This window comes from Pseudomonadota bacterium, from assembly GCA_010028905.1.
In the GTDB taxonomy this organism is placed as follows: domain Bacteria; phylum Vulcanimicrobiota; class Xenobia; order RGZZ01; family RGZZ01; genus RGZZ01.
The window spans coordinates 1-23,565 of record RGZZ01000025.1 but is presented as its reverse complement, the minus strand read 5'-3'; the positions used below and the strand labels follow the sequence as shown (position 1 = coordinate 23,565).

General features: G+C 66.0%; 22 protein-coding genes, 1 tRNA gene and 1 pseudogene. 14 read left to right on the top strand and 10 right to left on the bottom strand.

Annotated features, from left to right (window positions below; genetic code table 11):
* A partial coding sequence (locus EB084_03685; protein NDD27349.1) for a hypothetical protein occupies positions 1 to 193 on the bottom strand: 193 nt, incomplete at its 3' end.
* Positions 194 to 344: 151 nt separating this feature from the next.
* On the opposite strand from EB084_03685, the gene EB084_03680 reads away from it, so the two are divergent.
* The 5 genes from EB084_03680 to EB084_03660 all read left to right on the top strand — a co-directional run bounded on the left by EB084_03680 (position 345) and on the right by EB084_03660 (position 10,028).
* Positions 345 to 4,391, top strand: coding sequence for a tetratricopeptide repeat protein (locus tag EB084_03680; GenBank protein ID NDD27348.1), 4,047 nt, complete (start codon positions 345 to 347; stop codon positions 4,389 to 4,391).
* Positions 4,392 to 4,472: 81 nt separating this feature from the next.
* A complete protein-coding gene (locus EB084_03675) occupies positions 4,473 to 6,842 on the top strand; it encodes a hypothetical protein (GenBank protein ID NDD27347.1) in 2,370 nt (789 codons plus the stop codon).
* A 15-nt stretch (positions 6,843 to 6,857) separates the two neighbouring features.
* Complete coding sequence (locus tag EB084_03670) at positions 6,858 to 7,205, top strand: hypothetical protein (GenBank protein NDD27346.1); 348 nt, start codon at positions 6,858 to 6,860, stop codon at positions 7,203 to 7,205.
* A 2-nt stretch (positions 7,206 to 7,207) separates the two neighbouring features.
* On the top strand, positions 7,208 to 9,340 hold the full coding sequence (locus EB084_03665; GenBank protein NDD27345.1) for a response regulator: 2,133 nt from the start codon (positions 7,208 to 7,210) through the stop codon (positions 9,338 to 9,340).
* Positions 9,341 to 9,350: 10 nt separating this feature from the next.
* A complete protein-coding gene (locus tag EB084_03660; protein ID NDD27344.1) occupies positions 9,351 to 10,028 on the top strand; it encodes a DNA-binding response regulator in 678 nt (225 codons plus the stop codon).
* 61 nt (positions 10,029 to 10,089) lie between these two features.
* Here EB084_03660 and EB084_03655 read toward each other — a convergent pair whose 3' ends face one another.
* The 3 genes from EB084_03655 to EB084_03645 all read right to left on the bottom strand — a co-directional run bounded on the left by EB084_03655 (position 10,090) and on the right by EB084_03645 (position 12,144).
* Positions 10,090 to 10,830, bottom strand: coding sequence for a zinc-ribbon domain-containing protein (locus tag EB084_03655; protein NDD27343.1), 741 nt, complete (start codon positions 10,828 to 10,830; stop codon positions 10,090 to 10,092).
* Between the two features lie 44 nt (positions 10,831 to 10,874).
* A complete protein-coding gene (locus tag EB084_03650) occupies positions 10,875 to 12,023 on the bottom strand; it encodes a pyridoxal phosphate-dependent aminotransferase (protein ID NDD27342.1) in 1,149 nt (382 codons plus the stop codon).
* A 46-nt stretch (positions 12,024 to 12,069) separates the two neighbouring features.
* Positions 12,070 to 12,144 (bottom strand) — tRNA-Asn (locus EB084_03645).
* A gap of 4 nt (positions 12,145 to 12,148) precedes the next feature.
* Between EB084_03645 and EB084_03640 the strand changes: the two genes are divergently transcribed.
* The 4 genes from EB084_03640 to EB084_03625 are packed head-to-tail and all read left to right on the top strand — an operon-like array spanning position 12,149 to position 15,116.
* Complete coding sequence (locus tag EB084_03640) at positions 12,149 to 13,015, top strand: CoA pyrophosphatase (protein ID NDD27341.1); 867 nt, start codon at positions 12,149 to 12,151, stop codon at positions 13,013 to 13,015.
* A 33-nt stretch (positions 13,016 to 13,048) separates the two neighbouring features.
* A complete protein-coding gene (locus EB084_03635) occupies positions 13,049 to 13,465 on the top strand; it encodes an Rrf2 family transcriptional regulator (protein ID NDD27340.1) in 417 nt (138 codons plus the stop codon).
* 2 nt (positions 13,466 to 13,467) lie between these two features.
* Complete coding sequence (locus tag EB084_03630; GenBank protein NDD27339.1) at positions 13,468 to 14,733, top strand: aminotransferase class V-fold PLP-dependent enzyme; 1,266 nt, start codon at positions 13,468 to 13,470, stop codon at positions 14,731 to 14,733.
* Entirely contained in the window at positions 14,709 to 15,116 is a 408-nt protein-coding gene (locus EB084_03625) for an iron-sulfur cluster assembly accessory protein (GenBank protein ID NDD27338.1), read from the top strand. Before EB084_03630 ends, EB084_03625 begins: the two co-directional genes overlap by 25 nt.
* Positions 15,117 to 15,132: 16 nt before the next feature.
* Here the strand turns inward: EB084_03625 and EB084_03620 are convergent, their stop codons facing one another.
* From EB084_03620 to EB084_03605, 4 genes and pseudogenes are all read right to left on the bottom strand, one after another.
* Entirely contained in the window at positions 15,133 to 15,873 is a 741-nt protein-coding gene (locus tag EB084_03620; GenBank protein NDD27337.1) for a hypothetical protein, read from the bottom strand.
* Positions 15,870 to 16,751 carry an ABC transporter substrate-binding protein gene (locus EB084_03615; GenBank protein ID NDD27336.1) on the bottom strand — a complete coding sequence of 294 codons (882 nt, stop codon included), beginning with the start codon at positions 16,749 to 16,751 and terminating at the stop codon, positions 15,870 to 15,872. The genes EB084_03620 and EB084_03615 overlap by 4 nt, the downstream gene beginning before the upstream one ends.
* A complete protein-coding gene (locus EB084_03610) occupies positions 16,735 to 17,259 on the bottom strand; it encodes a hypothetical protein (GenBank protein ID NDD27335.1) in 525 nt (174 codons plus the stop codon). Before EB084_03610 ends, EB084_03615 begins: the two co-directional genes overlap by 17 nt.
* Before the next feature lie 253 nt (positions 17,260 to 17,512).
* Positions 17,513 to 18,154: pseudogene (locus EB084_03605) on the bottom strand (2OG-Fe(II) oxygenase).
* Between the two features lie 249 nt (positions 18,155 to 18,403).
* Between EB084_03605 and EB084_03600 the strand changes: the two are divergent.
* From EB084_03600 to EB084_03585, 4 genes are read left to right on the top strand one after another with little or no spacing between them, the layout of a single operon-like run.
* Positions 18,404 to 19,585: a ribulose 1,5-bisphosphate carboxylase gene (locus tag EB084_03600; GenBank protein NDD27334.1), complete on the top strand. Its 1,182-nt coding sequence runs from the start codon at positions 18,404 to 18,406 to the stop codon at positions 19,583 to 19,585.
* 5 nt (positions 19,586 to 19,590) lie between these two features.
* Positions 19,591 to 20,133, top strand: a complete 543-nt coding sequence (locus EB084_03595) for a YjbQ family protein (protein NDD27333.1) — start codon at positions 19,591 to 19,593, stop codon at positions 20,131 to 20,133.
* A complete protein-coding gene (locus EB084_03590; GenBank protein ID NDD27332.1) occupies positions 20,030 to 20,842 on the top strand; it encodes an alpha/beta fold hydrolase in 813 nt (270 codons plus the stop codon). The genes EB084_03595 and EB084_03590 overlap by 104 nt, the downstream gene beginning before the upstream one ends.
* Complete coding sequence (locus EB084_03585) at positions 20,832 to 21,317, top strand: EVE domain-containing protein (GenBank protein ID NDD27331.1); 486 nt, start codon at positions 20,832 to 20,834, stop codon at positions 21,315 to 21,317. The genes EB084_03590 and EB084_03585 overlap by 11 nt, the downstream gene beginning before the upstream one ends.
* A gap of 54 nt (positions 21,318 to 21,371) precedes the next feature.
* Here the strand turns inward: EB084_03585 and EB084_03580 are convergent, their stop codons facing one another.
* Positions 21,372 to 22,046, bottom strand: coding sequence for a hypothetical protein (locus EB084_03580; GenBank protein NDD27330.1), 675 nt, complete (start codon positions 22,044 to 22,046; stop codon positions 21,372 to 21,374).
* On the opposite strand from EB084_03580, the gene EB084_03575 reads away from it, so the two are divergent.
* Complete coding sequence (locus EB084_03575) at positions 21,769 to 22,254, top strand: hypothetical protein (protein ID NDD27329.1); 486 nt, start codon at positions 21,769 to 21,771, stop codon at positions 22,252 to 22,254. The two genes, EB084_03580 and EB084_03575, sit on opposite strands and share 278 nt — an antisense overlap.
* Positions 22,255 to 22,402: 148 nt before the next feature.
* Here EB084_03575 and EB084_03570 read toward each other — a convergent pair.
* On the bottom strand, positions 22,403 to 23,565 hold a 1,163-nt coding region (locus tag EB084_03570; protein ID NDD27328.1), incomplete at its 5' end, for a S41 family peptidase.

Below are 23,565 nucleotides of genomic sequence, written 5' to 3'. Positions count from 1 at the left end.
CCCCCAGCGCCTGGGCCAGCGCGTTTGCGGGCAGGTAGGCGACACCGTCGCGCAGCACGGGGTGGGCACCGCTCACGACGACGCCGTTGACATACACCGAGTATACCCCCGCCTGCTGCGCCACCACGGGTGTGCAGCCCACCAGGATGGCATACAGCACCGCTGCAGAGATGCCCATCCTGTATCGATTCATCCGGTTGTTCCTCCTGAGACGGGACGCGGGTTCAGCGCGACCCATTGACTGCGGCTCTGGCGGCGGACGTCGTGCACATCGGATCCCGGTTTCTCGGCGTGGGCGGAACCGCTGTCTTGCGTGAGCGATCCGGCACGGCGAGCGCCGACGAATGGTACACCAGTTCGAGAACCGTGTCAAGTGCGCCGTTGCAACCATTGCGTCTGTCGCGAAGCCGCGACGGCCTGTTCCGTGGCAGGGCACGAGACGCGTCCTGGGAGGAGATGCGCGAAGCGGTGTCAAACCCGCAGAACATCGCAGGATTGCGCCATTTCGGGCGTCTCCGTGGGCAGGCGCGGCCCCGGACGCGGAGACCGGCCCGGGATCGCGTTGCCCCCTCGGCTCAGCGGCCGCTGAAAGCGCCCCACCGAGCCAGGTGAGAGACAGACCGCTCGGGCGGTCGCTCGACGTCGATTTCTTCAGCCGAGGCGGGGGCGGCTGCGGAAGGTGCTCCCGCGAGCATCGATTCAAGGCAAGGAGTGACGCGGTGGACAAGATGATGAACCCGGTCGACGAGGTTGCCTACCATCACCACCTCGGTTCGCAGTATCTCTTGCAGAACAAGCTCGAGCAGGCGCTGCAGGAGTTCCAGCGTGTGCTCATGCTGAACCCGGAGCACACCCAAGCCCACTTCGACCTGGGCACGGTCTACTCGCGCCAGGGAAACTACGACTTGGCGATCAAGGAGTGGCAGGAGGTCGTCGCCCTCGCTCCCAACTTCCGCCAGGCCCACTACAACCTCGGTCTTGCGTACGAGCGCAAGGGGCTCAAGGACAAGGCCGTCACCGAGCTGCAGATGGCCCTCAAGATCGTGCAGAACCAGCACGACAGCATGGGCGAGCGTCGCATCCAGCAAGAGCTCGAGCGCCTCCAGGGCACCGACGACTACCACAAGCTGGTGGCGCAGGATCCGAACAACCTCGAGGCGCGATTCAACCTCGGGCAGGTGCTCGCCCGCCAGGGCAAGCACGAGCAGGCGGTCGACGAGTTCCAGCGGGTCATCGAGCTGAACCCCACCCACGCGGAGGGGCACTTCAATCTCGGAGTCGCGCTCTCGCGGCTCGGCAAGGTCAACGAGTCGGTCGAGGAGTACCGCAAGGCGGTGCACTTCGACGAGGGCCACGCGCAGGCGTGGTACAACCTCGGTCTGGCCTACGCTTCGCTCAACCAGGGCGAAGACGCCATCCACCACTTCGAGGTCGCAATCAAGCTCTCTCCGAGCGACCCCTACTTTCACTACAACCTCGCGCGCTCGTACATGAAGGCCGGACGCAGCGATGACGCCATCCGCGAGTATCAGGAGTCCATCCGGCTCGACCCCAACGACCCCTACACCCACAACAACCTGGGGCTCGCCTACGTCGCGGTGCAGCGCATCGAGTACGCCATCCAGGAGTTCCTGAAGGCCATCGACCTCGACCCCAACGACGCGCACGTGCATCACAACCTCGGCCTCGCCTACGCACAGGGCGGGCGGCTCGGCCTCGCGATGAACGAGTTCCAGAGCGCCATCCACCTCGAAGAGGGCAATCCGAAGTCGCACTTCGAGCTGGGCAAGGTCTACAGTCGCCTCGGCAACTTCACGTCAGCCAACAAGGAGTACCAGAAGGCCATCGAGCTCGACCAGAACATGGCCGAGGCCCACTTCCAGCTGGGCATCTCGTACGCGCGCCTGGGCCGTCTCGATCTGGCCGTGAAGCGCTATCAGAAGGCGCTCACCCTCGACGGCGGGAACCCGCTCATCTACGCCAACCTGGGCAACGCCTACGCCGAGCTCGACAAGCTCGATCTCGCGGTGAGCCAGTACCAGAAAGCGCTCCAGCTGCGGCCAGAGCAGAGCCAGCTCTACTACTGGATGGGTCAGGCCTTCTTCGGCATGAAGCAGTACCGCGAAGCCATCGACGCGTACCGCAAGGCCATCGCGCTCAACTCGCAGAACCCGTTCGTCTACCACGCGCTGGGACGCGCGTACGCACGCACCAGCCAGGTCGATCTGGCGATTCAGGAGTACCGCCGCTCCACCGCCATCAACGCCAACCAGCACGCCCCCTGGTTCGAGATGGGGCAGGCATACCAGCAGGTCGAGCAGTGGAACCTGGCCGCCGAGTCCTTCCAGCGCTGCCTGCAGATCAACCCGTATCAGCCGAACGCCCACTTCGAGCTGGGGCGCAGCTGCGTTCGCCTGGGTCAGTTCGATCGCGCCTTGCAGCAGTTCCAGCTCGCCGCAGACGCCAGTCCGGACGAACCCGAGTACAGCTTCCACGCAGGCGACGCCCTTCTGCGCATGGGCCAGGTCGACGCGGCGCTCGAGCGCCTCGAGTCGGCCGTCGAGCTCCGCCCGCAAGAGCTGACCTACGTGCAGCGCCTCGCAGAGGCGTGGCGAGAGAAGGGCGATCTCGCCCAGGCCATCGAGTGCTACGTTGACGCCCTGGCGCTGGCGCCTGAGCGGGCCGACCTGCGGTACGTGCTGGGGCTGCTGCACTACCGCAACGGCAACCTGCCCGAGGCCATCAGTGAGCTCCAGACCTCGCTCCAACATGACGGCAGCAACGGCGACGCCCACTACTACCTCGGCCGCGCCTACCACGACGACGGCCGCACCACGCAGGCCGTGGAGCGCTACAAGAACGCCATCGAGCGGGTGAGCGACGTCTGGAGCTACCACTTCTGGCTCGCCCGTGCATCGTTCGAGCTGGGGCACTTCAGCGCCGCGTCAGCGTCATTCGAGGCCGCGGTGCGTCTGGCCCCACGGGTCGAGCACGCCGCCATCCACTACCATCTCGGACAGGCCCTCTATCCGCTGGGCCGCTACCGCGAGGCGCTCGACGCACTGCGCCGCGCGGCCGATGAGAAGCACGCCGCGGAAGACCTCGGCTTCATGCTGGGCCTGCTGAACGCCAAGCTCGATCAGAACGCCCAGGCAGAGACCGAGTTCAAGCGCGCCATCGCCACATCGCCGGAAAGCATGCTGGCGAGCATCCACCATCAGCTCGGCCTGCTCTACAAGCGCCAGCAGAAGCCCGAGCTGGCCCTCCAGGAGTTCCAGGAGGCCCGCAGCCTCGAGCCAGCCAACCTCGAGCATCGCTTCCAGAAGGCCGTGTGCCTGGCCACCCTCGGCGAGCTCGAGGCGGTGGAAGACGATCTCAAGCGCATCCTCGAGGAGTACCCGGATTTCGTGGAGTGCCATGTCGAGCTCGGACGCTTCTACCAGCAGAAGGACGAGATCGATCTGGCTATCGAGGAGTTCCAGCGCGCCCTCGACCTCGACCCGACCCAGCCCGACCAGCAGGAGACCATCGGCAAGGCGTATGCACGTCGAGGTGACTACGACCTGGCCATCAAGGCCTTCGAACGTGCGAACCAGCTCAAGCCGAGCCCACAGACCCTCAGCCTCCTGGGAGACGTCTACCTGCAGCAGCAGAAGCTGGAGCTGGCCACGCAGACCTACAAGAAGGCCCTCCTGATGGACGAGACCTGCGCAGACGCCCACATCGGCATGGGCAGCGTGCAGCTGCGAAAGCGCAACCCCGATGGCGCCCTCGACGCCTTCAAGCTGGCGGCGCAGCATGCCCCCGGGTGGGCGCGGCCCTTCGCCGACATGGGGCTCATCTACTCACAGAAGGGCCAGTGGGAAGACGCCGTCGAGGCCTACGAGCGCGCCGTCGAGCTCAACCCGCGCGACGCGCTCTCGTTCAGCAAGCTCGGCCTCGTCTACTACCGCCTCAAGCGGGTGGAGCCGGCCATCAAGTCGCTGAAGAAGGCGGTGAGCCTCGACCCGCTGCTGGGAGAGGCGCACAGCCATCTGGGCATCGCGTACGCCGCGGCCAACAAGCTCGATGCCGCCATCGAGGAGTACCAGAAAGCGCTCACGATCAGCCCGAACGATTCGAAGATCTACTACAACCTCGGCGTGGCCTATGCGAAGGCGGGCAAGCTCGACAAGGTCGTCGAAGCCTATCGCAAGACCCTCGAGATCGACCCGAGCGATCTGAACGCCCACTGCAACCTCGCGCTCGCCTACGAGCGAAAGCGCCTGCGTGACGCCGCGATCAAGCAGCTTCAGACAGCCTACAAGGTCGCGAGCGCGAAGAGCAACGACGCGTTCAAGGTCAAGATTCGCAACGAGCTCGAACGACTGGGTGCGCCCATCGAGTCGTGAGCCCGACCTGCGGTTGGGGCGGCCGACAGGCTGACCCCGCGCCGCCCATCGCTGTGAGCATGTAGAGGAGACATCACGGGAATGGTCATCAAGCGCGAGCGTCTGCGCGTTCCGGTTCCGAGAGCCGCGGAGATGCACATCCACGAAGAGCTGCGCAACGATTTTCCGGGCCTCATCCACGAGGTGAAGTCCGGGTTCTGGAAGGCGCTCTCTCTCGGGTTCAAGGACTCAGGTGAAGCCGTTCTCGGCGAGGTGTACCTCACCGGCAGCGACTCGATGCTGTACTACCGCGTCGATCCGAATCGGCAGTTCATCGAAGCGGGCTGCCTGCTCGATAGACCCGAAGGGGCGCAGACCTTTCAGGGGTTCTGCGAGCGCATCCGCGAAGCGGTGTGGCCCAGCAAGGCAGACACGCGTCAGGCGACCTGGGGGCCTTGCGATGACCCTCAGGAGCGTCTTCGCATGGTGCGCGAAGAAGGGCACGCGCTGAATCCGGGGCGCGCGCAGCTCGATGCGGCGCGGGCCCTTGGCAGCCCTTCACGCCGCCGCATCCTGGGCTCCATCGCGTGCAACCGCAACACGCTCCTCGAGAACCTCGCTACCGATGGCACGTCGGTCATGGAGGTCGGGCAGGAGGTGCAGCTGCTGGAAGCCCTGGGTCTGGTGCAGAAGGACTTCGTGGTCTTCTGCCGCGAGCAGGGCAACCAGATCAGTCGCGTACAGAGCTACACCGAGATCGAAGAAGCCACCCGACGCGGATTCAAGTGCTTCTCTTGCGGGCGCCCCATGGCCGAGGAGCGCATCGACCAGCTGCTCTCATGCACGACGGAGGGCGCGCTCATGACGCGCCCGAACCACTGGCTCTCGCTGCTCATGTCGCAGACGCTCACCGAGCTGGGCGTGCCTGTAGACAGCCAGGTAGCCATCAAAGGCGAGGCTACAGCCCGGGTGAGCAACCTGTTCGCGAGTCAAGACGGCTTTCTGCTCATGTTCGAGATGCGCGAGGAAGGGGTGCGCCTCGATGACGTCTACCGCTTCCTGTCACGCGTCCGCTACTACAGGCCCGACGCCGCGTTCTACGTGACGACCGCCCCCATTCCATCTGACGCGCGCAAGTACCTCGACTCGTCTGGCGAGCACCGGAACGTCACCCTGATCGAGTCGCTCGATCAGCTCGAGCCGCGCATCCGCGACGTGATCTCGCGCAAGCAGAAAGAGCGCATGTGCCACGTCCTGCGCGAGCTCGAACCGCAGACCCGCGTTGACGTGGAGGCCCTTGTCTACGAGTTCCTGTTCGGAAAGGAGGTGGCCGAGGAAGCTGCCGCCCCGATGCAGACAGGCACGGCCACCCACGGATCCGAGACCCCGTTCACTTCGCACGAGACCACGCGCCCCGCCGAAGAGATGCTCTCCTCGGCGGAAGGTGCCCCATCCGATTCGCGCCCGACGCCTGCCTACGGCGAGGCCACAGGGGTTACGGGCGTCGAGCCCATCCCCGACCAGGGCGCCGAGACCATGCCTCCCCAGGGTCTTGAGCTCGACCTGACGCCACTCGAAGACGTCTCACTCGTCATGGTTCACGAGGAGATGCTCCCGGATCAGCCCATCCTGGAGATCCAGGAAGTGATCGACATGGGCGACATGGGCGACATGGGCGGCATCTCCGAACGTGCCTTGAATGACGAGAGACGTGACCAGACCCTTCGCAAGGTCGTCGACGATCTGCAGGCACACGGCGTGAGCGGCAGAGCGGAAGCCGTCGAAGCCCTTCTCACCGAGATCAGCCACCTCCCCAACCACTCCTCGGCCCTCGTGTCGCCGGAAGGCCTCATCCTTGCCGAGATGCTCGACGGCGAGCTCCCCGCTGATCAGATGGCCCCCCTGACCCTCGAGATCCACGATTTCGTTCAGAGAAGCCTCGAAGAGCTCGATCTCGGTCGCGCCACCCGCATCGTGATCGAGAGCATGGCTGATCGGTTGCACATCCGGCCCACCGGGTCGCACGCTGTGCTGCTGGTTCGTGAGGCGCGCCCCCCGCGTGAGCTCGAAGCGGAGCTGGCGGGCACCCTTCCAGACGAGATGCTGCTTCGTGAGGCCCTCCTCAAGAAGGTGCTCGATGACCTCACGGTCGTCGAAGGCGTTCGAGGCGCAATCGTCAGCAGCAGAGACGGCCTGGCCATCGACTATGCCCTCGACGACGAGTCTGTGCCCGCCGACGTGCTCTCCGCCCTGCTCAGCCCCGTTCTGGTGGACAACGAGAAGAACTTCAAGCGCCTGTCGCTCTATCCGGTCCGGCAGATGACCATCCGCACCAGCACAGCGCTCTACTCTCTCGTGCCCCTCGACAAGGAAGGGGTTCTCATCACCCTCATCGATCCAAACACCCCGCGTGAGGTCTGGCTGTCGCGCCTCCAGGGCGCCGCCAACATGCTCATCTCGGTCTTTCAATAACAGGAGGAACCCCCAATGGACACGATTCTCCAGGCCCTGGGCAACACCCCCGGCATCGAAGCCAGTCTCGTGGTGAGCCGCGACGGCCTCGTCATCGAGCAGAACGGCCGTCTCGACGGTGTCGATGCAGACACGCTGGCCGTCTCGGCCTCCGAGATCCTCTCCGCGGCGGAGAGTACCGCCGAGCGCAGCGACAAGGGCGCCGTCGACAGCGTCCTTGTCGAGATAGGAAGCGCCAATGTGATGCTCTCTCCCGTGAACGGCGAGGTCTTCCTGATGGTGCTGGCGCGCAAGAAAGCAAATCTGGGTCTCATGCGCCTGGAGTCGCTGGCCTCGGCAGAGAAGCTCAAGAGCGAGCTCTAGCCGTGTCGAGAGGACGCATACTCGTCGCGGACGACAATCCCGACATCGTGCGTCTGGTGGAAGTGAATCTCCAGTTCGAGCAGTACGCTACCATCTCGGCCCACAGCGGGGAAGAAGCGCTCGAGCTGGCGCGACGAGAGCGTCCAGACCTCATTCTCCTCGATGTGATGATGGGGTCGAGCATGGACGGCTGGCAGGTGCTGGGCGCCCTCAAGGCCGATGCGTCGACGGTTCACATCCCCGTGGTGATCATGACCGGGTCATCGATCCGGGACCGTCGGGAGCGCGAGCTCGTGGAAGAGGTCGCTTCCTACATCCCCAAACCGTTCAACCCGGCCCTGCTCCTCGAAGTGGTGAACGATCTCGTCGGTGAGAAGCCTGTTGCCGCCGACCCTCCTCTCCCTGAGCCCTCCGGAACGATCCGCGTGGCGCTCATCGATGGCGGTGAAGATGCGGCCCATCTGCTGCAGAACCTGATGGGCGTGCCCTCGGTAGAGGTGGTCGCGGTGGTAGGCCCTCCAGCCGCCGATGCGGCCGGCCTTGCGGCTGCCCTGAACCTGCCGGTTCACGCCAGTCTCGACGCGCTTCCCGCAAACCTTGCCATCGACCTCTTCGTAGACAGCCGCGCCACCGACGACCCCGCCCTTCGCACCCGCGCCAGCCGAACCTCCGCGGAGATCCTCCGAGGACGCGCGCTGGCGTTCCTGGGGGAGATGCTGGCGGCAAGAGACGCCAGTCACGTGAAGGAGCGCGACCTGGTGCGAGAGCTCAAGGATCGCGTTGACGAGCTCACCATCCTCAACGACGTCGCGCGTCTCGTGGCTGCTTCGCTGAGCCTCGCCGATGTGTGCGAGCAGGCCCTGCGGCTCACCTTGCGCATCGGGGGGCTGAACGGTGGCGCGGTGCTCGTGTACGAAGAGCGCGAGGAGCGCTTTGTGCCTGTCGCGCGTGTCGGCCTCTCTGCCCGCTTCGACTCGAAGGCCCGACTTCCGCTCTCAGACCCGCTGGTGGCCGAGATGCTGACCTTGCGGCACGCACTCACCGTTTCAGAGATGGACGAACGCTTCCCGTCGCTTCTCATGGGCGCTGCCGTGAACGAAGGGCTGGCGAGCATGGCCTGCCTCCCTCTCACCCTCAAGGACAAGGTCATCGGCCTTCTCGTCACGGGAACCCGCGAGCGCTACACATTCCGCTCCGAGGAGCTCGTGGTTCTCACAAGTGTGGCGTCGCAGATCGCCATGGTCATCGAGAACACGCGGCTGCAGCAGGCGTCACGTGAGAAGCAGGCCCTCATCGAGAAGCTCCTCGGCAAGGTGGTGGCGGGTCAGGAAGATGAGCGCAAGCGCCTCGCCTCCGAGATCCACGACAGCGTCGCACAGTCGCTCGCGGCCATGCTCTCCAACATCCAGGTCTGCCAGGCGCTGCTGGGCGCAGGCGCCGTCGACGAGGTGAAGGAGCAGCTGGCCGCCACGCGATCCATCATTGCCGACAGCGTGCGCGAGGTTCGCACCATCATCTTCAACCTGCGCCCCTCGTCCCTCGACGACCTTGGGCTGGTGCCCTCGATCGAGAACTACCTCAAGCGCTTCACCCGTGAGAACGGGGTGGAGTCGAGCCTTGACGCCAAGGACATGCCCGCCCGTCGACTGCCATCCACCTTGGAGACCACCATCTTCCGCGTGGTCCAGGAGTCGCTCACCAACGTCAAGAAGCACGCCCGTGCGAGAACTGTAAAGGTTCGACTGGGTGCCGACGCCACACACGTCTCGGTAACGGTGGTCGACGACGGTTGCGGCTTCGACGCCCAGGAGATGTCTGACAAGTTCAGGCGAGGAGAATCACACGGGGTAGAGGGCATGCGCGAGCGCACCGCGTTCCTGGGAGGTTCGATGCGCGTGCAGAGCCGAAAGGGCGAAGGTACCGCGGTGGTCTTCGAGCTCCCGCTGCCGCGAGCCTCGGCCTCGGAAGAGGCTTCCGCTGAAGACGGGAGCCTGGTGGTTCAACTGGCCGCGCTCAACGCCGTCGACGACGCCCTCGCAAGGCTGGGGGAGCGCGCCCTCGAAACAGCATCAGAGCCGGCCCGAGCCGTCGAGGCCGGTGGTACCACGGTTGATACGTCCGACGGTCAACGATAGGAGAAGGCAGATGGTCGACGGAGAAAAGGTCCGGCTGATGGTGGTCGATGATCACACCATCGTGCGCGAAGGCACATCGCGAATGCTCGAGCTGCACAGCGACTTCACCATCGTGGGGAAGGCCAGCAGCGCCCGTGAAGCCATCGACATGATCGCATCGGCGGCGCCCGACGTGGTGCTCATGGACATCAACATGCCTGGGATCAACGGCATCGATGCCACCCGCCTGATCAAACAGGACTGGCCCGATGTCGAGATCATCATCCTCTCGATGTATGACGAAGACGAATACGTGGTCGAGGCCGTGAAGGCCGGCGCAACCGGCTACCTTCTCAAGGACTCGTCACAGGAAGACCTGGCACGCGCCATCCGCGTCGTTCACGGGGGCGGCTCGCTGGTGCAGCCCGCCCTGGCCCGCCGCGTGCTCAAGGAGTTCGCACACCTCGCGCGGGAAGGCCCGCCGGCCGCGGGGCAAAACAACAAGGCGCTGCTGCGCGAGCTCTCCGAACGCGAGATCGAGGTTCTGCAATACGTGGCCCAGGGAAAATCGAACAAGGAGATCGCTGACGCCCTGGTCATCAGCGAGAAGACGGTGAAGGCGCATCTGCGCACCATCTTCCGCAAGCTCGAGGTGAACGACCGCGCCCAGGCCGTGGCGCACGCCATGAGAAAAGGGCTGGTCGAATAGCCCGCGTTCCGGCGCGCGGGCTGTCTCGCCTTTTTCATCGTCGGGAGTCAAGGACGCGAGACTAGAACAGCCCAGGGCCCTCGCCGCTCACCGCTGTCAGGCTCTGGTTGAGCTGCTCCATCGGCACCAGGTTGCGACGTCTGTCGCGAACGAGGTTCCAGATCTTCTCCTTGAAGTCGGCCGGCTGGTCGACCCCGGGAATCACGAGGTCGGGAGCCGCCTTGTCGGTGGTGAGAAGGCGAATGTCACCCACATCGAGCAGGCGCCCCAGAAGCGACTGAAAGAACTGCACGTCGGCAACGCGTATCAGCTGCAGGTCGACCGAGGTACGAGAGAAGATGCCCGAGACCACCGTGATTCGCTCGGTGGTCAGGCGGAAGTGGGTTGAACGGGCAACCATGAGCTTGCAGGCGAAGACCGCAAGCGGCAGGAGCGAGACGAGCGAGAGCAGCCACGCCTGGCCTTCGAAGCGGGCGCGCATGTAGAACGCCCCCCCGACGATGGGCACCGGCAGCACGAACGCAAGCACCCAGCCCCACGTGAGCATGCCTTTCAGGCTCATGGCGCCGCTCCAGACCTCCTGCTCAGCTGGCAGCGGCGGAACGTGCGGTTTCTGCGCGGTTCCGTGAGCGACGTCACCCTGCCCTGGCGACGACGAGGGCGACACCGCAGGAGCGGCGGCGGTGGCGGCGTGGGCAGCATTCCCCGCGTCGGCGGATGCGTCGCGTGGAATCTTGGCGCCGCACTTCATGCAGAAGTCGGCTTCGTCCGGGTTCCGATGACCGCAAGAGATGCAGAACATGGCCGTAAGGTTTGACGCCGAGCCGGCACAAGCCTGCCTCGCGATCAGCGCGCGGCAAGTGTCTCGCGAAGGCGACGAGCCCCTTCGACGAGTCGGGACTCGTTGGCCAGACAGGTGAAGACAACATGCCCGTCGAGCGCGTAGTAGTGGCCAGGATGCACTGCAACGCCGTTCTCGAGCGCCCGCAAGGCGACCTCGTCGTCGTCGCCGTCCACCGGAACGCAGACATACACGCCGCCCTGGCTCGGCACCACCGGATGGCCGAGCACCTCGATCACGCGGTCACGCCGACGCGCGATCTCGACGGCGAAAGACGCCGCGTCGCCGTCAGCGGTCTCGAGGAGCCCTGCCGTCATGGCCTGCCCGATCTCGGAGACGGGCAGCAGCAGATCCCCCGCGTACTCGAGCACATCGAGCAGGTCTGAGGCGCCTTCGCTCACCCGCATCCAGCCGACCTTCAGCCCGGGCAACCAGAGCATCTTGGAGAGTCCGTTGAGCAGAACGGTGACGCAGCCCCCCTGCGGACGAGGCAGGAACGGCGAAGCGATGTACTCGGAGAAGACCTCATCGAAGACCAGGGTCATGCCGTGCTTCTCGCACAGCGACGCAATCGCCGCAAGCTCGTTCGCAGACAGCACGACGCCCAGCGGGTTGTGCGGTGAGACGAGGGCCACCACGCGCGTGCGGGGCGTGATCTGGAAGGCCAGGTCTTCCAGATCGATGCGCCAGTGCCCGCCGTCGTCTCGCAGATGATAGTAGCGCTGACGGGCGCCCGCAAATGTGCAGAGATCGTCGAACAGGGGGTACCCGGGCTGAGGGACGAGCACCTCGTCGCCCGCGTTGCACAGCGCTCGCAGAAGGCAGAGGTAGCCCACACTGCTGCCAGGGGTCAGGAGTATCTGATCGGGGTGCGTGGCCAGTCCACGGCGCTGGTAGAAGGCCGCGACCGCTTCCCGGGCATCACGCTGACCGCGTGGATCCGGTCGATAGCGCAGTGCGCGAGATACCGCATCGTCGGCGAGCCCTCGCAGCCGTTCGGGCGGTGGAACGAGACCGTTCTCATGCGCCATGGCTCCCGCCAGGTCAATGATGTCACGCGCCTCTTCGCGCGCTTTTTGAAGCGCCGCGGTAAGGGGATTGGCGTCGGTTCGCGCCCAGGCGCGCACGTCTCGGGCAATCTGCGGAAGCGGCATGTCTGACCAAGAGAAAGGGCCGCCATTGCGGGCGGCCCTGGATTGCTGGCTCCGACGGTAGGACTCGAACCTACAACCTACCGGTTAACAGCCGGTTGCTCTGCCATTGAGCTACGTCGGAATCAATGGGGCAGGCTCAGCACAAGACCGAGCCGAATGCCCGCAGATTATACCACAGGGCCTCCGGCCCTTGTCAAGGACCTTCCCCCACAGGAAGGGGACTTCACAGCCGTCGAGAAGGCAGCGCCGTGAGCACCCGCATCCCTCCGTCCTCTACGCCCTCGGCCCCTCCACCACATCCTCACGCACCCGCCGAGAGCGGTTCCGTCGCCTTCCCACCGAAAGAGACGTTCGAACAGATCCGGCGCACGCTGACCACGCGCGAGCGCCGCGTCATCGACCCTCCCCGCCTGCGGCCGGCCGCCGTGCTCGTACCCCTGTTCGAAGCTGACGGCGACCTGCACGTTCTGCTCACCCTTCGCACCGAGACCGTGGGGCACCACAAGGGACAGGTCTCCTTCCCGGGGGGTGGACGCCACGATGACGACCACGACCTGCTCGCCACGGCATTGCGCGAGAGCCACGAGGAGATCGGACTACCCGCCTCGCAGGTCGAGGTTCTCGGGGCCCTCGACGACGTGCCGACCATCTCTTCGTTCCAGGTCACCCCATGGGTGGCACGAATCGCCTGGCCCGTCGCGCTGGTCGCGAGCCCGGACGAGACCGCAGAGATCTTCAGCGTTCCGCTCCAGCGCCTCCTCGACCCGACGCTCTGCCGTCTCGAGGAACGAACGGTGGGCGACCGCCGCTACTACCCCGTGCACCACTTCACGGGCGGCAAGCACGTCATCTGGGGGCTGACAGGACACATCCTCGCCCGCCTGCTGGAGGTGGCCTTCAACTGGCGCCAGAACACCCCGCCCCCGCGCTGGGCATACAGGAACCGAGAGGCCCGACTGGAGAATATCTCCGACTCATACGGTCGCCTTTAGCACAGACCCGCGCACGCGAGAGAGGAGAACCCCATGCTCGTCCTGTCGATGCAGACCGACTACGCCATACTGGCGCTCGGGCATCTGTGGCGTGCCTCCTCTGATCGCCTCGTGACGGCCCGCGAGATCTCTGCGCGCTACGGCATCCCCCCGGAGCTCATGGCCAAGATCCTCCAGCGGCTTGCGCGAGAGGGGCTGGTTCGAGCAACCCCTGGCGCCGCGGGCGGCTACGCTCTTCTCGCTCGCCTCGACGAGACCTCGGTGGCTGACGTCCTGCGGGTCATCGAAGGCCCCCTGCACATCGTGCGCTGCACGGGCGACACCTGCTGCAACATCGCCGCCAGCTGTGACATCATCGAGCCCATGCGCATGGTTCAGGATCGCGTCGTCGCAACCCTAGAGCAGATCCGGGTCAGCGAGCTGGTGTGCCAGGAGGTCGCAGCCTCGTGAGCATGATCTATCTCGACAACCACGCCACGACATGCGTCGATCCGCGCGTGCTCGAAACCATGCTTCCGTTCTTCTGCGAATCGTACGGCAACGCGGCCAGCCGAGGCCACGCCTTCGGCTGGCGAGCCGAGGAGCACGTCGAGATCGCCCGGGAGCAGGTCGCCGCGCTCATCGGCGCGGAGCCACGCGAGATCATCTTCACCAGCGGGGCCACCGAATCAGACAATCTTGCCATACTGGGCGTCGCGAAGGCAAGCGCAGCGCAAGGCGACCACATCGTCACGGTGAGCACCGAGCACAAGGCCGTGCTCGACACCTGCGCCCATCTCTCAGACAACGGCTTGCGCGTGACGCTGGTGCCCGTCGACTCCGAAGGGCTCGTCTCGACCGCGCGCATCGAGGAGGCCATCACCGACCGCACGGTTCTCGTGTCGGTCATGACCGCCAACAACGAGATCGGCGTCATCGCCCCCGTGCGCGACATCGGCGCCATCTGCCGTGCGCGTGGGGTGCTCTTCCACACCGACGCGGCACAGGCCGCGGGACGCATCGCACTCGACGTGAACGCCATGAACGTAGACCTCATGTCGCTCTCCGCGCACAAGATGCACGGTCCCAAGGGAGTGGGCGCCCTCTACGTGCGACGGCGTCGCCCCCGCGTGACCCTCGCGCCGCTGCTGCATGGCGGCGGGCACGAGCGAGGACTGCGGAGCGGCACCCTCGATGTGCCCGGAATCGTGGGGTTCGGCGCTGCCGCGGCGCTGGCGCAGACCCTGCTCGATTCCGAGCCCTCCCGCCTGCGCACCCTGCGTGACCAGCTGCTCGAGCGGCTGGTCGCCGGTCTCGACGACGTCGAGGTGAACGGCTCGATGACCCATCGCCTCGTGAACAACCTCAACATCAGCATCGCGCACGTCGACGGAGAAGCCCTCATCACCGACCTCTCGAGAAGCGTCGCTGTGTCGAGCGGCTCGGCCTGCACCTCGGCCACCCTTGCCCCCTCGCACGTGCTGCGCGCCCTCGGGCTGCCAGACGAGCGCGCCCACGGCTCGCTGCGCTTCGGGCTCAGCCGCTTCACCACGGAGGCCGAGATCGAGCGCGCCGCAACACGGGTCATCGAGAGCGCAATGCGTCTGCGCGAGATGTCGCCGATGCCTCTCCCCATCAAGAAAGCACAGGGCCAGCCTGCCGCGCAGGCGCAGGCCGAGGCCCTACACGCCAATCCATCACAGGAGGTCCCCCCATGTCCGCCGACAATGCAACTGTAGACCCCACGAACAGCGACGAGCCGCGCGCCGAGAGCGCGGCCAGCGAGCCGAAGAAGCCGCCGGTGCAGCTCTCTGACGCCGCGCTCGAGGAGATCAAGCGACTTCGCGACAAGAAGGGGGTCGATGAGATCGTTCTGCGCGTGGGCGTAAAGGGCGGCGGCTGCGCCGGCCTCACCTACACCCTCACGTTCGACACCCAGATCACCGAGAAGGACACCGTCACCGAGCACGACGGCGTAAAGCTGGTGGTCGACCGAAAGAGCGCCATCTTCATTCGCGGCATGGTGCTCGACTACTCTGACGCCCTCATCGGCGGGGGGTTCAAGTTCGAGAATCCGAACGCGCGCAAGAGCTGCTCGTGCGGAACCTCGTTCTCCGCCTGAGCGGCGCTGCCGCGCCTCAGTCGTAGAGCTCTTTCTGCACCTGGGCTTGCGCGTAGCCCAGGTGTGTGACCAGCCACTCACGGGCGGGCAGCACGAGAGCGCGCACCCCCGCCAGCATCGGATGCACCGTCTGCGGACCAGCCTCTCCCCCGAAGGCCTGGTCGAACGCCGTGGGCATTGTCTCAAGCACGCGCTGCATGCCTTCCTGCGGTGTGGCCTCTGACGGAGGAACCACGGGCACGTAGCAGAACCAGGGATGGGCGCGCGCCATCTCGAGAAGCGCCTGGTGGTAGGGCATGGCATCGGCGGAAGGCCCCCCGTACAGCAGCAGGGTGCGCGGCGGCGGGCGGTCGGAGCCGCGCGCCAGGTCGAGCAGCATGCAGCGCATGGGCACCACACCGGTCAGCCACGTGACCATGGCCACCCCTCGCCCGTCTGCCTGCGGCATCGTGAAGCTCCCCAGCGGATCGGAGACCACCAGACGGTCGCCCACCCTGACCTCGAACAGGAACGCCGACGCGGCGCCTCCCTTGACCCGATCGAAGCAGAGAACCATGCGCCCGTCAGCCGTCGGGGGCTCGGCCAGGGTGTAGGCGCGCACCGTGGGCTTGTCTCCCCCCAGCGGAAGATGAACAGAGATCCACTGCCCCGCCTGAAAGGTCACCTGCCGCTCGACCGGGCGCAACACCAGCTCGCGCACGTCGTGGCGAAGCGCACGCACCTCGACCACTTCGGCAGCCTGCGTTGGAACGCTCATCGCTCTCCCCTCGCCCCCATCTTCCCCGATTCGGGGAAGGAGATGAAATCAACACTCGCCACCGCGGGGAGATACCCGCGCTCATGGCCGCGCCGAAGAACCCGGCGCACGGCCTCGCGACCGCGCTCACCGTAGTCGAGCGTGTCGTGGTTCACATACATCTCGACGAACCGATGGGTGCGGGCCGGGTCGATGCCGCGACCATACTGGCGCGCAAACTCGATGGCCTCGTCGCGGTGCGCCATGCCGTGCGCGATGGAGGCGCCCAGCAGCCCCGCGATGCGGCTGCACAGCTCGGGCCCCAGATCGCGCCGCACGCAGTCGACCCCGAGGGGCAGCGGAAGCCCTTCGCGCTCCATCCACCATGCACCGATGTCGACGAGCTTGTGGAGGCCGGCGTCGGCGTAGGTGAGCTGCCCCTCATGTATCACGAGCCCGGCGTCGACCTCGCCCGCGGTGACAGCGTCGATGATCTGATCGAACGGCATCGGAACCGCCTCGAATTGTTCGAGGAGAAGTCGCAGGACGAGGTAGGCCGTCGTGTTCACGCCAGGCACAGCGATGCGCTTCCCGACGAGCGCGAGCTCGGGCGTGCGGGCCACAACGATGGGGCCGTAGCCGTCGCCGATGCTGGCGCCGTTGGGGAGGAGCGCGTATCGCTCGGCGATGTGCGCGTAGGCGCCCATCGACACCGCCGTGACCTCGAGACGACCTTCGAGTGCCCACTCGTTGAGGGTCTGGATGTCTGCGAGAACGTGCTCGAGGACGAGATCGCCGCAGTCCACGCCGCCAGAGGCAAAGCCGTAGATCATGAAGGCGTCGTCCGGGTCTGGGCTATGACCCACGCGAATGAGGCGCTTCTCAGAGGGGCTGGGCATGACGTGGCTCCCACAGGTTGACTCGCCCGACGTCGCGGGCGCCACCACCGCGCGCCCGGGGGGCGTCGCGCGGCGAGCGGGAGGCTTCTCGTGCCCGCCGCCTTCTCCTCCCTCCGCCTCGCGAAGGGGCCTGCGTGCCGCGGCGATCGCGGCACAGGAGACGGGTCTGCGCCCCCAGAAGCAGATCTGGCATGTCAGCCTCACATCGCGCCAGGGTCTGGCTGATCGCCGCCATCGTGGCGCTCACTGCGGTCGCCTTCTCGCGCACCGCGCAAGCCAGGGTCTTCCGCCATCCCAGCGGTTTCCGCTTCTGGGTTCCCGACGGCTGGAAGACGACAACCAGTGCAGACGGTGCAACCATCACCGCCTCCTCGAACGACGGGCGCGCCATGATCAGCTTCGCGGTGGCGCCGAGAGGAGCCGATCGGCACCTGCTGATGCGGGAGTGGGGCAAGCAGATGCGCCGCCTGTGCAGCAATGCGCGTTCGGCGAAGCCCGCGCGACGCATGGTCAATGACCTCGACCTCGAGATCATCGATGGCAGCGGAACGATGAAGGGCGTGCCGATGGACTACAGCTATGGGGCGGGGACCGAGCAACCTCATCGTGGTGGCCGTCTGCGCCAACGCGCAGATGGCGACCTACGGCGAGACCCTTGTGAAGACGGCGGAGTCGGTTCGGCTCTAGCCGCCGCTGCCTCCCCCGCCATCGCGCGCGGCGCGCTCGATCTCAGCGGCGAGAAACCCCTCGAACCCACGCGTCGATCGCACGGTGAACACGGGAATGCGCTCGAGAAGGGCGGCAGGCAGCTGGTAGTGCTCGCACACCAGGCTGACCCGCTGCTGTCCGGCCCCCACCCGGACGGCCGTCACCTCGTGGCGCAGCCCGCCCTGGAACCAGACCAGATCGCCCTCCCGAGGGATCACGCGTCCCACCGGCAGCAGCCGGTGATAGAGCCGCAGCACGCCCCCCTGCATGCCTTTGGGAACCTCGACGTACAGCACCGTGACGAAGTGCGGATTGGGGGGCTCCATGGGCAGCGTGTATGAGCGCAGGCTTCGGTCGACGTGAGGCGCAACCCGTGCGCCTGTGGAACCCTCATCGGGCGCCTCCCCGAGAACGAGCGGGTTCAGGAAGAAGGCGTTGCATCGCGCGTCGAGCACGTGATCGAGGTAGGGAGCGAAGGCGGGGAAGGTCTCCCGGACACGATCGACGCCCTCGATTCGAAACACCACCGAGAAGCCGCGGGTTCCGGAGAAACGATAGTTCAGGTTGTTCTCGGCCAGGTAGGGGCTGCCCAGAATCGCGGGGCGCAGCGCCCGCATCTGTGCAGGCGAGAAGGCGTTGCGCACGACCCTCTTGAGCGCCAGGCCTCGGGAGAACGCCCACTCATCTAGCGCCATGGGCTGTCGGCTTCCCCGTGCCACCCGCCGACCCCTCCGAGGAATTCGAATCAACGCGACGAACCTCACCGAACTCCCGCCGCAGCGCTGTTGAGACGGGAGCCTGGAGCGCACGGGAGAGAACCGAGGGTGAACGAAGAAGATCGCGGCTTCATCGCTGCACCGAACCGAAAGCTGCTCGACGAGGGGTACCTGCTGCTCGACTACGTGTTCGAGACCTTCGACGACCCGTGGAAGGCGGCGGTGCACATGTGCCGCGAGCAGAGCACCGCCCTCTGGAACCGCGTCGGCGTCAACGAAGACTATCGCCCAAAGCACGCCGCGCTTCTCGTCGAGCTGAGCGACGCCCGCGAGCTCGAAGGCCCCAGCGCACCCACCGTGACGGGCAAGAACAAGCGGTGGTGGCGGGCACGGGCGCGCATCGCCCATCCCATGCTCAACTTCGGTCCGCGACTCCCCAACATGCTCACCGCGGTGGCCGGCGAAGGCGCGTTCTTCACGCCTGGGGTCCCGCACGTGCGTCTTGAAGACATCCATCTCCCCCCCAGCTTCCTCGAGCACTTCGAGGGTCCACGATTCGGCGTACAGGGCATCCGCGAGATTCTCGACGTGCACGACCGTCCGATCATCGCGGGCGTGATCAAGCCCAACATCGGCATGCCCGTCGAGCCCTTCGCCGAGCTCGGGTATCAAGCGTTGCGCGGTGGCGCCGACATCGTCAAGGACGACGAGATGCTTGCCGACGCCCCCTACTCTCCGCTGGCCGCACGCGCCGCGCGCGTGTATCCGAAGGTGCGCGCGGCCAGCGCTGAGACCGGCGAGAACAAGCTGTACCTCATGAACATCACCGATGAGGTGCACCGCCTGGTGGAGCTGTACGAGGTGGCCGTGGCCATCGGCTCCGGGCACGCAGCGGTCATGCTCAACGCCGCGACCATCGGCCTGAGCGGGTGCCGTCTCGTGACGCGGAAGGCGCGCGTTCCGGTCTTCTCCCACTTCGACATGATCGCGCCGATGTCGAGACTGGCGTTCCACGGCGTCAGCTCGCGGGTCTGGACACGCCTGCAGCGTCTTGTGGGCTTCGACGCCATCATCATGCCCGGGCTGTCAGATCGCATGCACCTCACCCCTGACGAGGTGATGGCCGACTTCCGCGCGTGTCTCGAACCCATGGGCAGCATCGCCCCCGCCCTGCCGATGCCCGGCGGAAGCGACTGGGCGGGGAGCGTGAAGCGCATGTTCGAGACGTTCCAGACCCCGGACTTCGGGCTGGTTCCAGGAAGAGGGATCTTCGGCCATCCCGGCGGTCCCGCGGCGGGCGCCAGGAGCATCCGCGAAGCCATCGACCTGGTCGCCCGTGGCATCGATCCCGCCGACCCGGATGTGCAGACCGAGTCGATTCGCGAAGCCTTCGCGGCCTTCGGCCATTGAACAAGATGGAGAGCCAGCAGATGACGACCGAGACCGCTGGGAGCCCCGCGCCGAACGTGATCGTACGCGAGCGCGCGGGGGCGCCGACACGCGGCACGATGACCATCGTGACCGAGCGCCTGCGCGTGCAGGCGCCCACGAGCCCAGGCCTCGTCGATATCACCGAATCGGTGATCGATTCAGTGACGGCTTCGACGATTGCGCAAGGACAGCTGACGGTGTTCTGCCGTCACACCACTGCCGCCGTAGTCGTGAACGAGGACGAGCCCCTGCTGCATCTCGACATCGCCGACTTCCTCGAGCGAATCGCGTCGTCACAGGCCGACTACCGTCACGACAACTTCGAGATCCGGACCGAGAACCTGGTGGCAGACCACGGTCGGAACGCCCACGCGCACCTGAAGACCCTTGTGCTGGGGGCGTCGCTGGTGCTCCCCGTCGTCGATGGCAGCGTCGCCCTGGGCGAGTGGCAGCGCATCTTCATGCTCGAGATGGACAAGCCAAAGCCCCGGGTCCTGCTGCTCCAGATCAGCGGGGTCGCACCGTGATCTGCGCGGCTCGGAGTCTCTCCACACGTGCGTTCCTCACGCACTTGAAGGGCGCGCGATGAGCACGACCATCGAGAGCGTCGAGCTGACCGGGCCCGCGGGGCGTCTCGAGGGCCTCCTCAACATCCCCGAGGGGCCCGTGAGCCGCGTTGCGCTGGTCTGCCATCCGCACCCGCTGCATGGCGGCACCATGCACAACAACGTGGTGTATCACACTGCACGCGCGCTACGCGAGCGAGGGCTCGCCGTGCTGCGCTTCAACTTCCGCGGCGTGGGGCGCAGCGAGGGGACGTACGATGCCGGGCGCGGCGAGGCCGACGACGCGCAAGCAGCCCTCGAGGCGCTGCTGACGCGCTTCCCCGGCACGCGCTGCTGGGTGGGCGGGTTCTCGTTCGGCTCCCGCGTGGGGCTGCAGATCGGCATGCGCGATCCTCGGGTCGACGGCCTGATCGGTGTGGGCATTCCCGTGAATGCCACCGACTTCTCGTGGCTCACCGAGAGCAGCAAGCCCGTGGCCGTTGTCCAGGGCGCGGGCGACGAGTTCGGCGCGGAGACCGTGGTGCGGCTGCTGATCGACCGACTCCCCTGCCCCGCGCTGCTCCAGGTCGTTCCCGATGGCGGGCACTTCTTCCCCAAGCGCTTCGACGCGCTGCGCGCGGCTGTCGACACCGCCGCCGACTTTCTCGAGGAGCATCGCGATGGCACGTAGATTCTGGCTCATGAAGACCGAACCCGATGTGTTCTCGTGGGACGATCTCGAACGCAGCGCTGACCGCACGACGCCGTGGGATGGCGTGCGAAACTATCAGGCGCGCAACTTCATGCGCGACGACATGCAGATCGGCGACGGGGTGCTGTTCTACCACTCGCGCCAGGACCCCATGGCCATCGTGGGCATTGCGCGCGTGGCGAAGGCGGCGTACCCAGACCCTTCGCAGTTCGACCCCGAGTCGAAGTACTTCGACCCGAAGAGCCCCTCGGAATCACCGCGCTGGTTCTGCGTTGCGGTGCAGGCGGTGCGGCGGCTCGATGAACCGGTGACGCTTGCGCGCCTGCGCGAGGCGCCCGCGCTGGCCGAGATGCAGCTGCTGCGCAAAGGCCAGCGGCTTTCCGTGCAGCCGGTGACCGCCAGCGAGTGGAAGGCGGTTCTACGCCTCGCGGGCGTGAACGCCCGCGAGGTGTGAAGCCAGGTCAGAAGCGCACCACCGAAGAGCGCGCCATCCGCCAGACCCCCGTGGCTACACCATGGTCAGCTCAGCCACCAGGTGACCGCCCACGGCGATGTTCTCGGGACGGAACTGGTGGAACGTGATGAACACGTCCTCGCGCTGCTCCGAGCGATATCCAAGCGAGTCGCACAGTGCGGTGGTCAGGTGGCGCACCAGCTCGCGCTTCTGATCGAAGGGCAGCTCGGTGATGAACACGTCGATGTGCGTCAGCGGGTGCTCGCTCACGTCGAGGGGGCGGCCATCGCGCGCAACGTCACGAGCCTCATACGGATCGAGGCGGATCGAGAGGCGCCTGCGCACCTCCGACGACAGTCCGAGCACGTTGACCATGGTCTCCGTGAGGTTCTTCACCAGCGCGTCTCGCTGATCGACCGAGATCTTGGGCAGGGTCACATACATATGAGCCATGTGGGTTGTCTCCATCGAGATGGTTTCGCGCGAGGCCTCCGGAGCGGAAGTCGCGCAGGAAGTGTGTACCCACGGCTCTCCACACAATAACCATAACGCGACAGGGGGGGCTCGGCCCGTCGAGCGCGAAGATCTCCTCGCCATGAAGACCATGCTGGCTTGCATGCTGCTGTCATTCACCCTCGCGTGCGGGCTCTCGGCCCACGCAACGCCCATTCGACAGATCACCGTCAAGGTCACCGACCTGGGATACGAACCCGAACGCATCGAGGCCACCGCGGGTCAGCCTCTGCGCATCACGTTTGTTCGCGAGAGCGACAGCCCATGCGGCGAGACGCTTCTGATACCCGACTTCTCGATTCGACGAGAGCTGCCTCTGAAGCGCCCGGTCGTGGTCTCCATCGTCCCCAGACGCCCAGGCACCTTCGCGTTCACCTGTGGCATGAAGATGATGCGCGGCACACTGGTGGTAAAGCCCCTCTGAGCCTCAGGTTCACCGTGCCCGCGGCAATGCCCCTCGAGAAAGAAGACGGTCGGGTCTGCGACCTCGAACGGCGCGAACCCGACCGTCTCTCGTGCGTGTGCTGCGACGCAGCGCGTCGCAGCGCAGACCGAGCCTGTTGAGACGAGGCTCAGTGCCCCGTCTTCAAGATCTCGATGGCCTTGTCGAGCTGGACATCCTTGCCGGGGTGCCCAACGAGACGGGCCTCCATCGGCAGGTTGATGTCCGGCTGCACGCCCACCTTGTTGATGACGTGCCCTTGAGGCGTGTAGAAGTGCGCCACGGTGAGCTTGAGAGCGCCTTTGTCCGGCAACGGGTAGAGCTGCTGCACCGAGCCTTTGCCGAAGGTCTTGACGCCCACCAGGGTGGCCGACCGGCTGTCTTTCAGGCAGCCCGCCGTGATCTCGGACGCGCTCGCGCTGTAGGCGTTGACCAGCAGCACAACGGGAATCTTGACCCGCGTGTGACCGTCGCTCGCAATCTCGTTGTGGGTGTTGCCGTTGCGATCACGCGTGGACGTGACCACCTGTCCGGTCGGGATGAAGTGGCTGCAGACCTCTGTGGCCGCGGTGAGGTAGCCGCCCCCGTTGTTGCGCACGTCGATGACGAGTCCACGAGCCCCGCCGTGCGTGAGGGCGTCGATGGCCCGATCGAACTCATCTCCCGTGTTCTCGCCGAACACGCGCAATCGGATGTACCCGATCTTGTCGGGCAGCATGCGGCTCGACACCGACTCGACCTTGATGGTGCGGCGGGTCAAGGCGTAGTCCTTGTCGTCGGCGCCCTTGCGCCGCACGGTGAGAACCACCTTGCTCCCTACCGGACCGCGGATGGAGGCCACGTCGGCGTCGAGCGCCATGTCGAGCGTCGGCTTGCCGTCAATCTTGAGAATCACGTCTCCCGCCTGGAGCCCCGCTTCGTAGGCTGGAGTGCCCTCGACCGGTTCCACGACGGTGAGCTGGTTCTTGTTGTCCTTGTCGAGCTCGATGACGATGCCCACGCCACCGAAGCTCTGGTCGCGCAGGCGCTCCATCATCATGGCGAACTCCTGCGGAGGCATCAGCACCGAATACGGGTCACCGGTGCCCTCGAGCAGACCGCGAATCATGGCGAACCAGAGCAGGCCCTTGTCGACCTTTCCGCTGAGCGCCTTCTCGATGGCGGCCGGGGCATTGTCATCCTTGGGTATCCCGTCGAGCGACGCAACGGGTACGTTGGCTTCCTTGAGCAGCTCGCGCGCCTCAGACATCACGCCCGTGTACAGCTTCTCGACCGTGGGCTTGTCCGGATGCT

Coding starts and splice junctions, on each gene's coding strand:
- EB084_03680 (NDD27348.1), top strand. CDS start 345: ATGGTACACCAGTTCGAGAACCGTGTCAAGTGCGCCGTTGCAACCATT.
- EB084_03675 (NDD27347.1), top strand. CDS start 4,473: ATGGTCATCAAGCGCGAGCGTCTGCGCGTTCCGGTTCCGAGAGCCGCG.
- EB084_03670 (NDD27346.1), top strand. CDS start 6,858: ATGGACACGATTCTCCAGGCCCTGGGCAACACCCCCGGCATCGAAGCC.
- EB084_03660 (NDD27344.1), top strand. CDS start 9,351: ATGGTCGACGGAGAAAAGGTCCGGCTGATGGTGGTCGATGATCACACC.
- EB084_03655 (NDD27343.1), bottom strand. CDS start 10,830: ATGTTCTGCATCTCTTGCGGTCATCGGAACCCGGACGAAGCCGACTTC.
- EB084_03650 (NDD27342.1), bottom strand. CDS start 12,023: ATGCCGCTTCCGCAGATTGCCCGAGACGTGCGCGCCTGGGCGCGAACC.
- EB084_03640 (NDD27341.1), top strand. CDS start 12,149: ATGGGGCAGGCTCAGCACAAGACCGAGCCGAATGCCCGCAGATTATAC.
- EB084_03635 (NDD27340.1), top strand. CDS start 13,049: ATGCTCGTCCTGTCGATGCAGACCGACTACGCCATACTGGCGCTCGGG.
- EB084_03630 (NDD27339.1), top strand. CDS start 13,468: ATGATCTATCTCGACAACCACGCCACGACATGCGTCGATCCGCGCGTG.
- EB084_03625 (NDD27338.1), top strand. CDS start 14,709: ATGTCCGCCGACAATGCAACTGTAGACCCCACGAACAGCGACGAGCCG.
- EB084_03620 (NDD27337.1), bottom strand. CDS start 15,873: ATGAGCGTTCCAACGCAGGCTGCCGAAGTGGTCGAGGTGCGTGCGCTT.
- EB084_03615 (NDD27336.1), bottom strand. CDS start 16,751: ATGCCCAGCCCCTCTGAGAAGCGCCTCATTCGCGTGGGTCATAGCCCA.
- EB084_03610 (NDD27335.1), bottom strand. CDS start 17,259: ATGCGTCGCGCGGGCTTCGCCGAACGCGCATTGCTGCACAGGCGGCGC.
- EB084_03600 (NDD27334.1), top strand. CDS start 18,404: ATGTGCCGCGAGCAGAGCACCGCCCTCTGGAACCGCGTCGGCGTCAAC.
- EB084_03595 (NDD27333.1), top strand. CDS start 19,591: ATGGAGAGCCAGCAGATGACGACCGAGACCGCTGGGAGCCCCGCGCCG.
- EB084_03590 (NDD27332.1), top strand. CDS start 20,030: ATGGCAGCGTCGCCCTGGGCGAGTGGCAGCGCATCTTCATGCTCGAGA.
- EB084_03585 (NDD27331.1), top strand. CDS start 20,832: ATGGCACGTAGATTCTGGCTCATGAAGACCGAACCCGATGTGTTCTCG.
- EB084_03575 (NDD27329.1), top strand. CDS start 21,769: ATGTGGGTTGTCTCCATCGAGATGGTTTCGCGCGAGGCCTCCGGAGCG.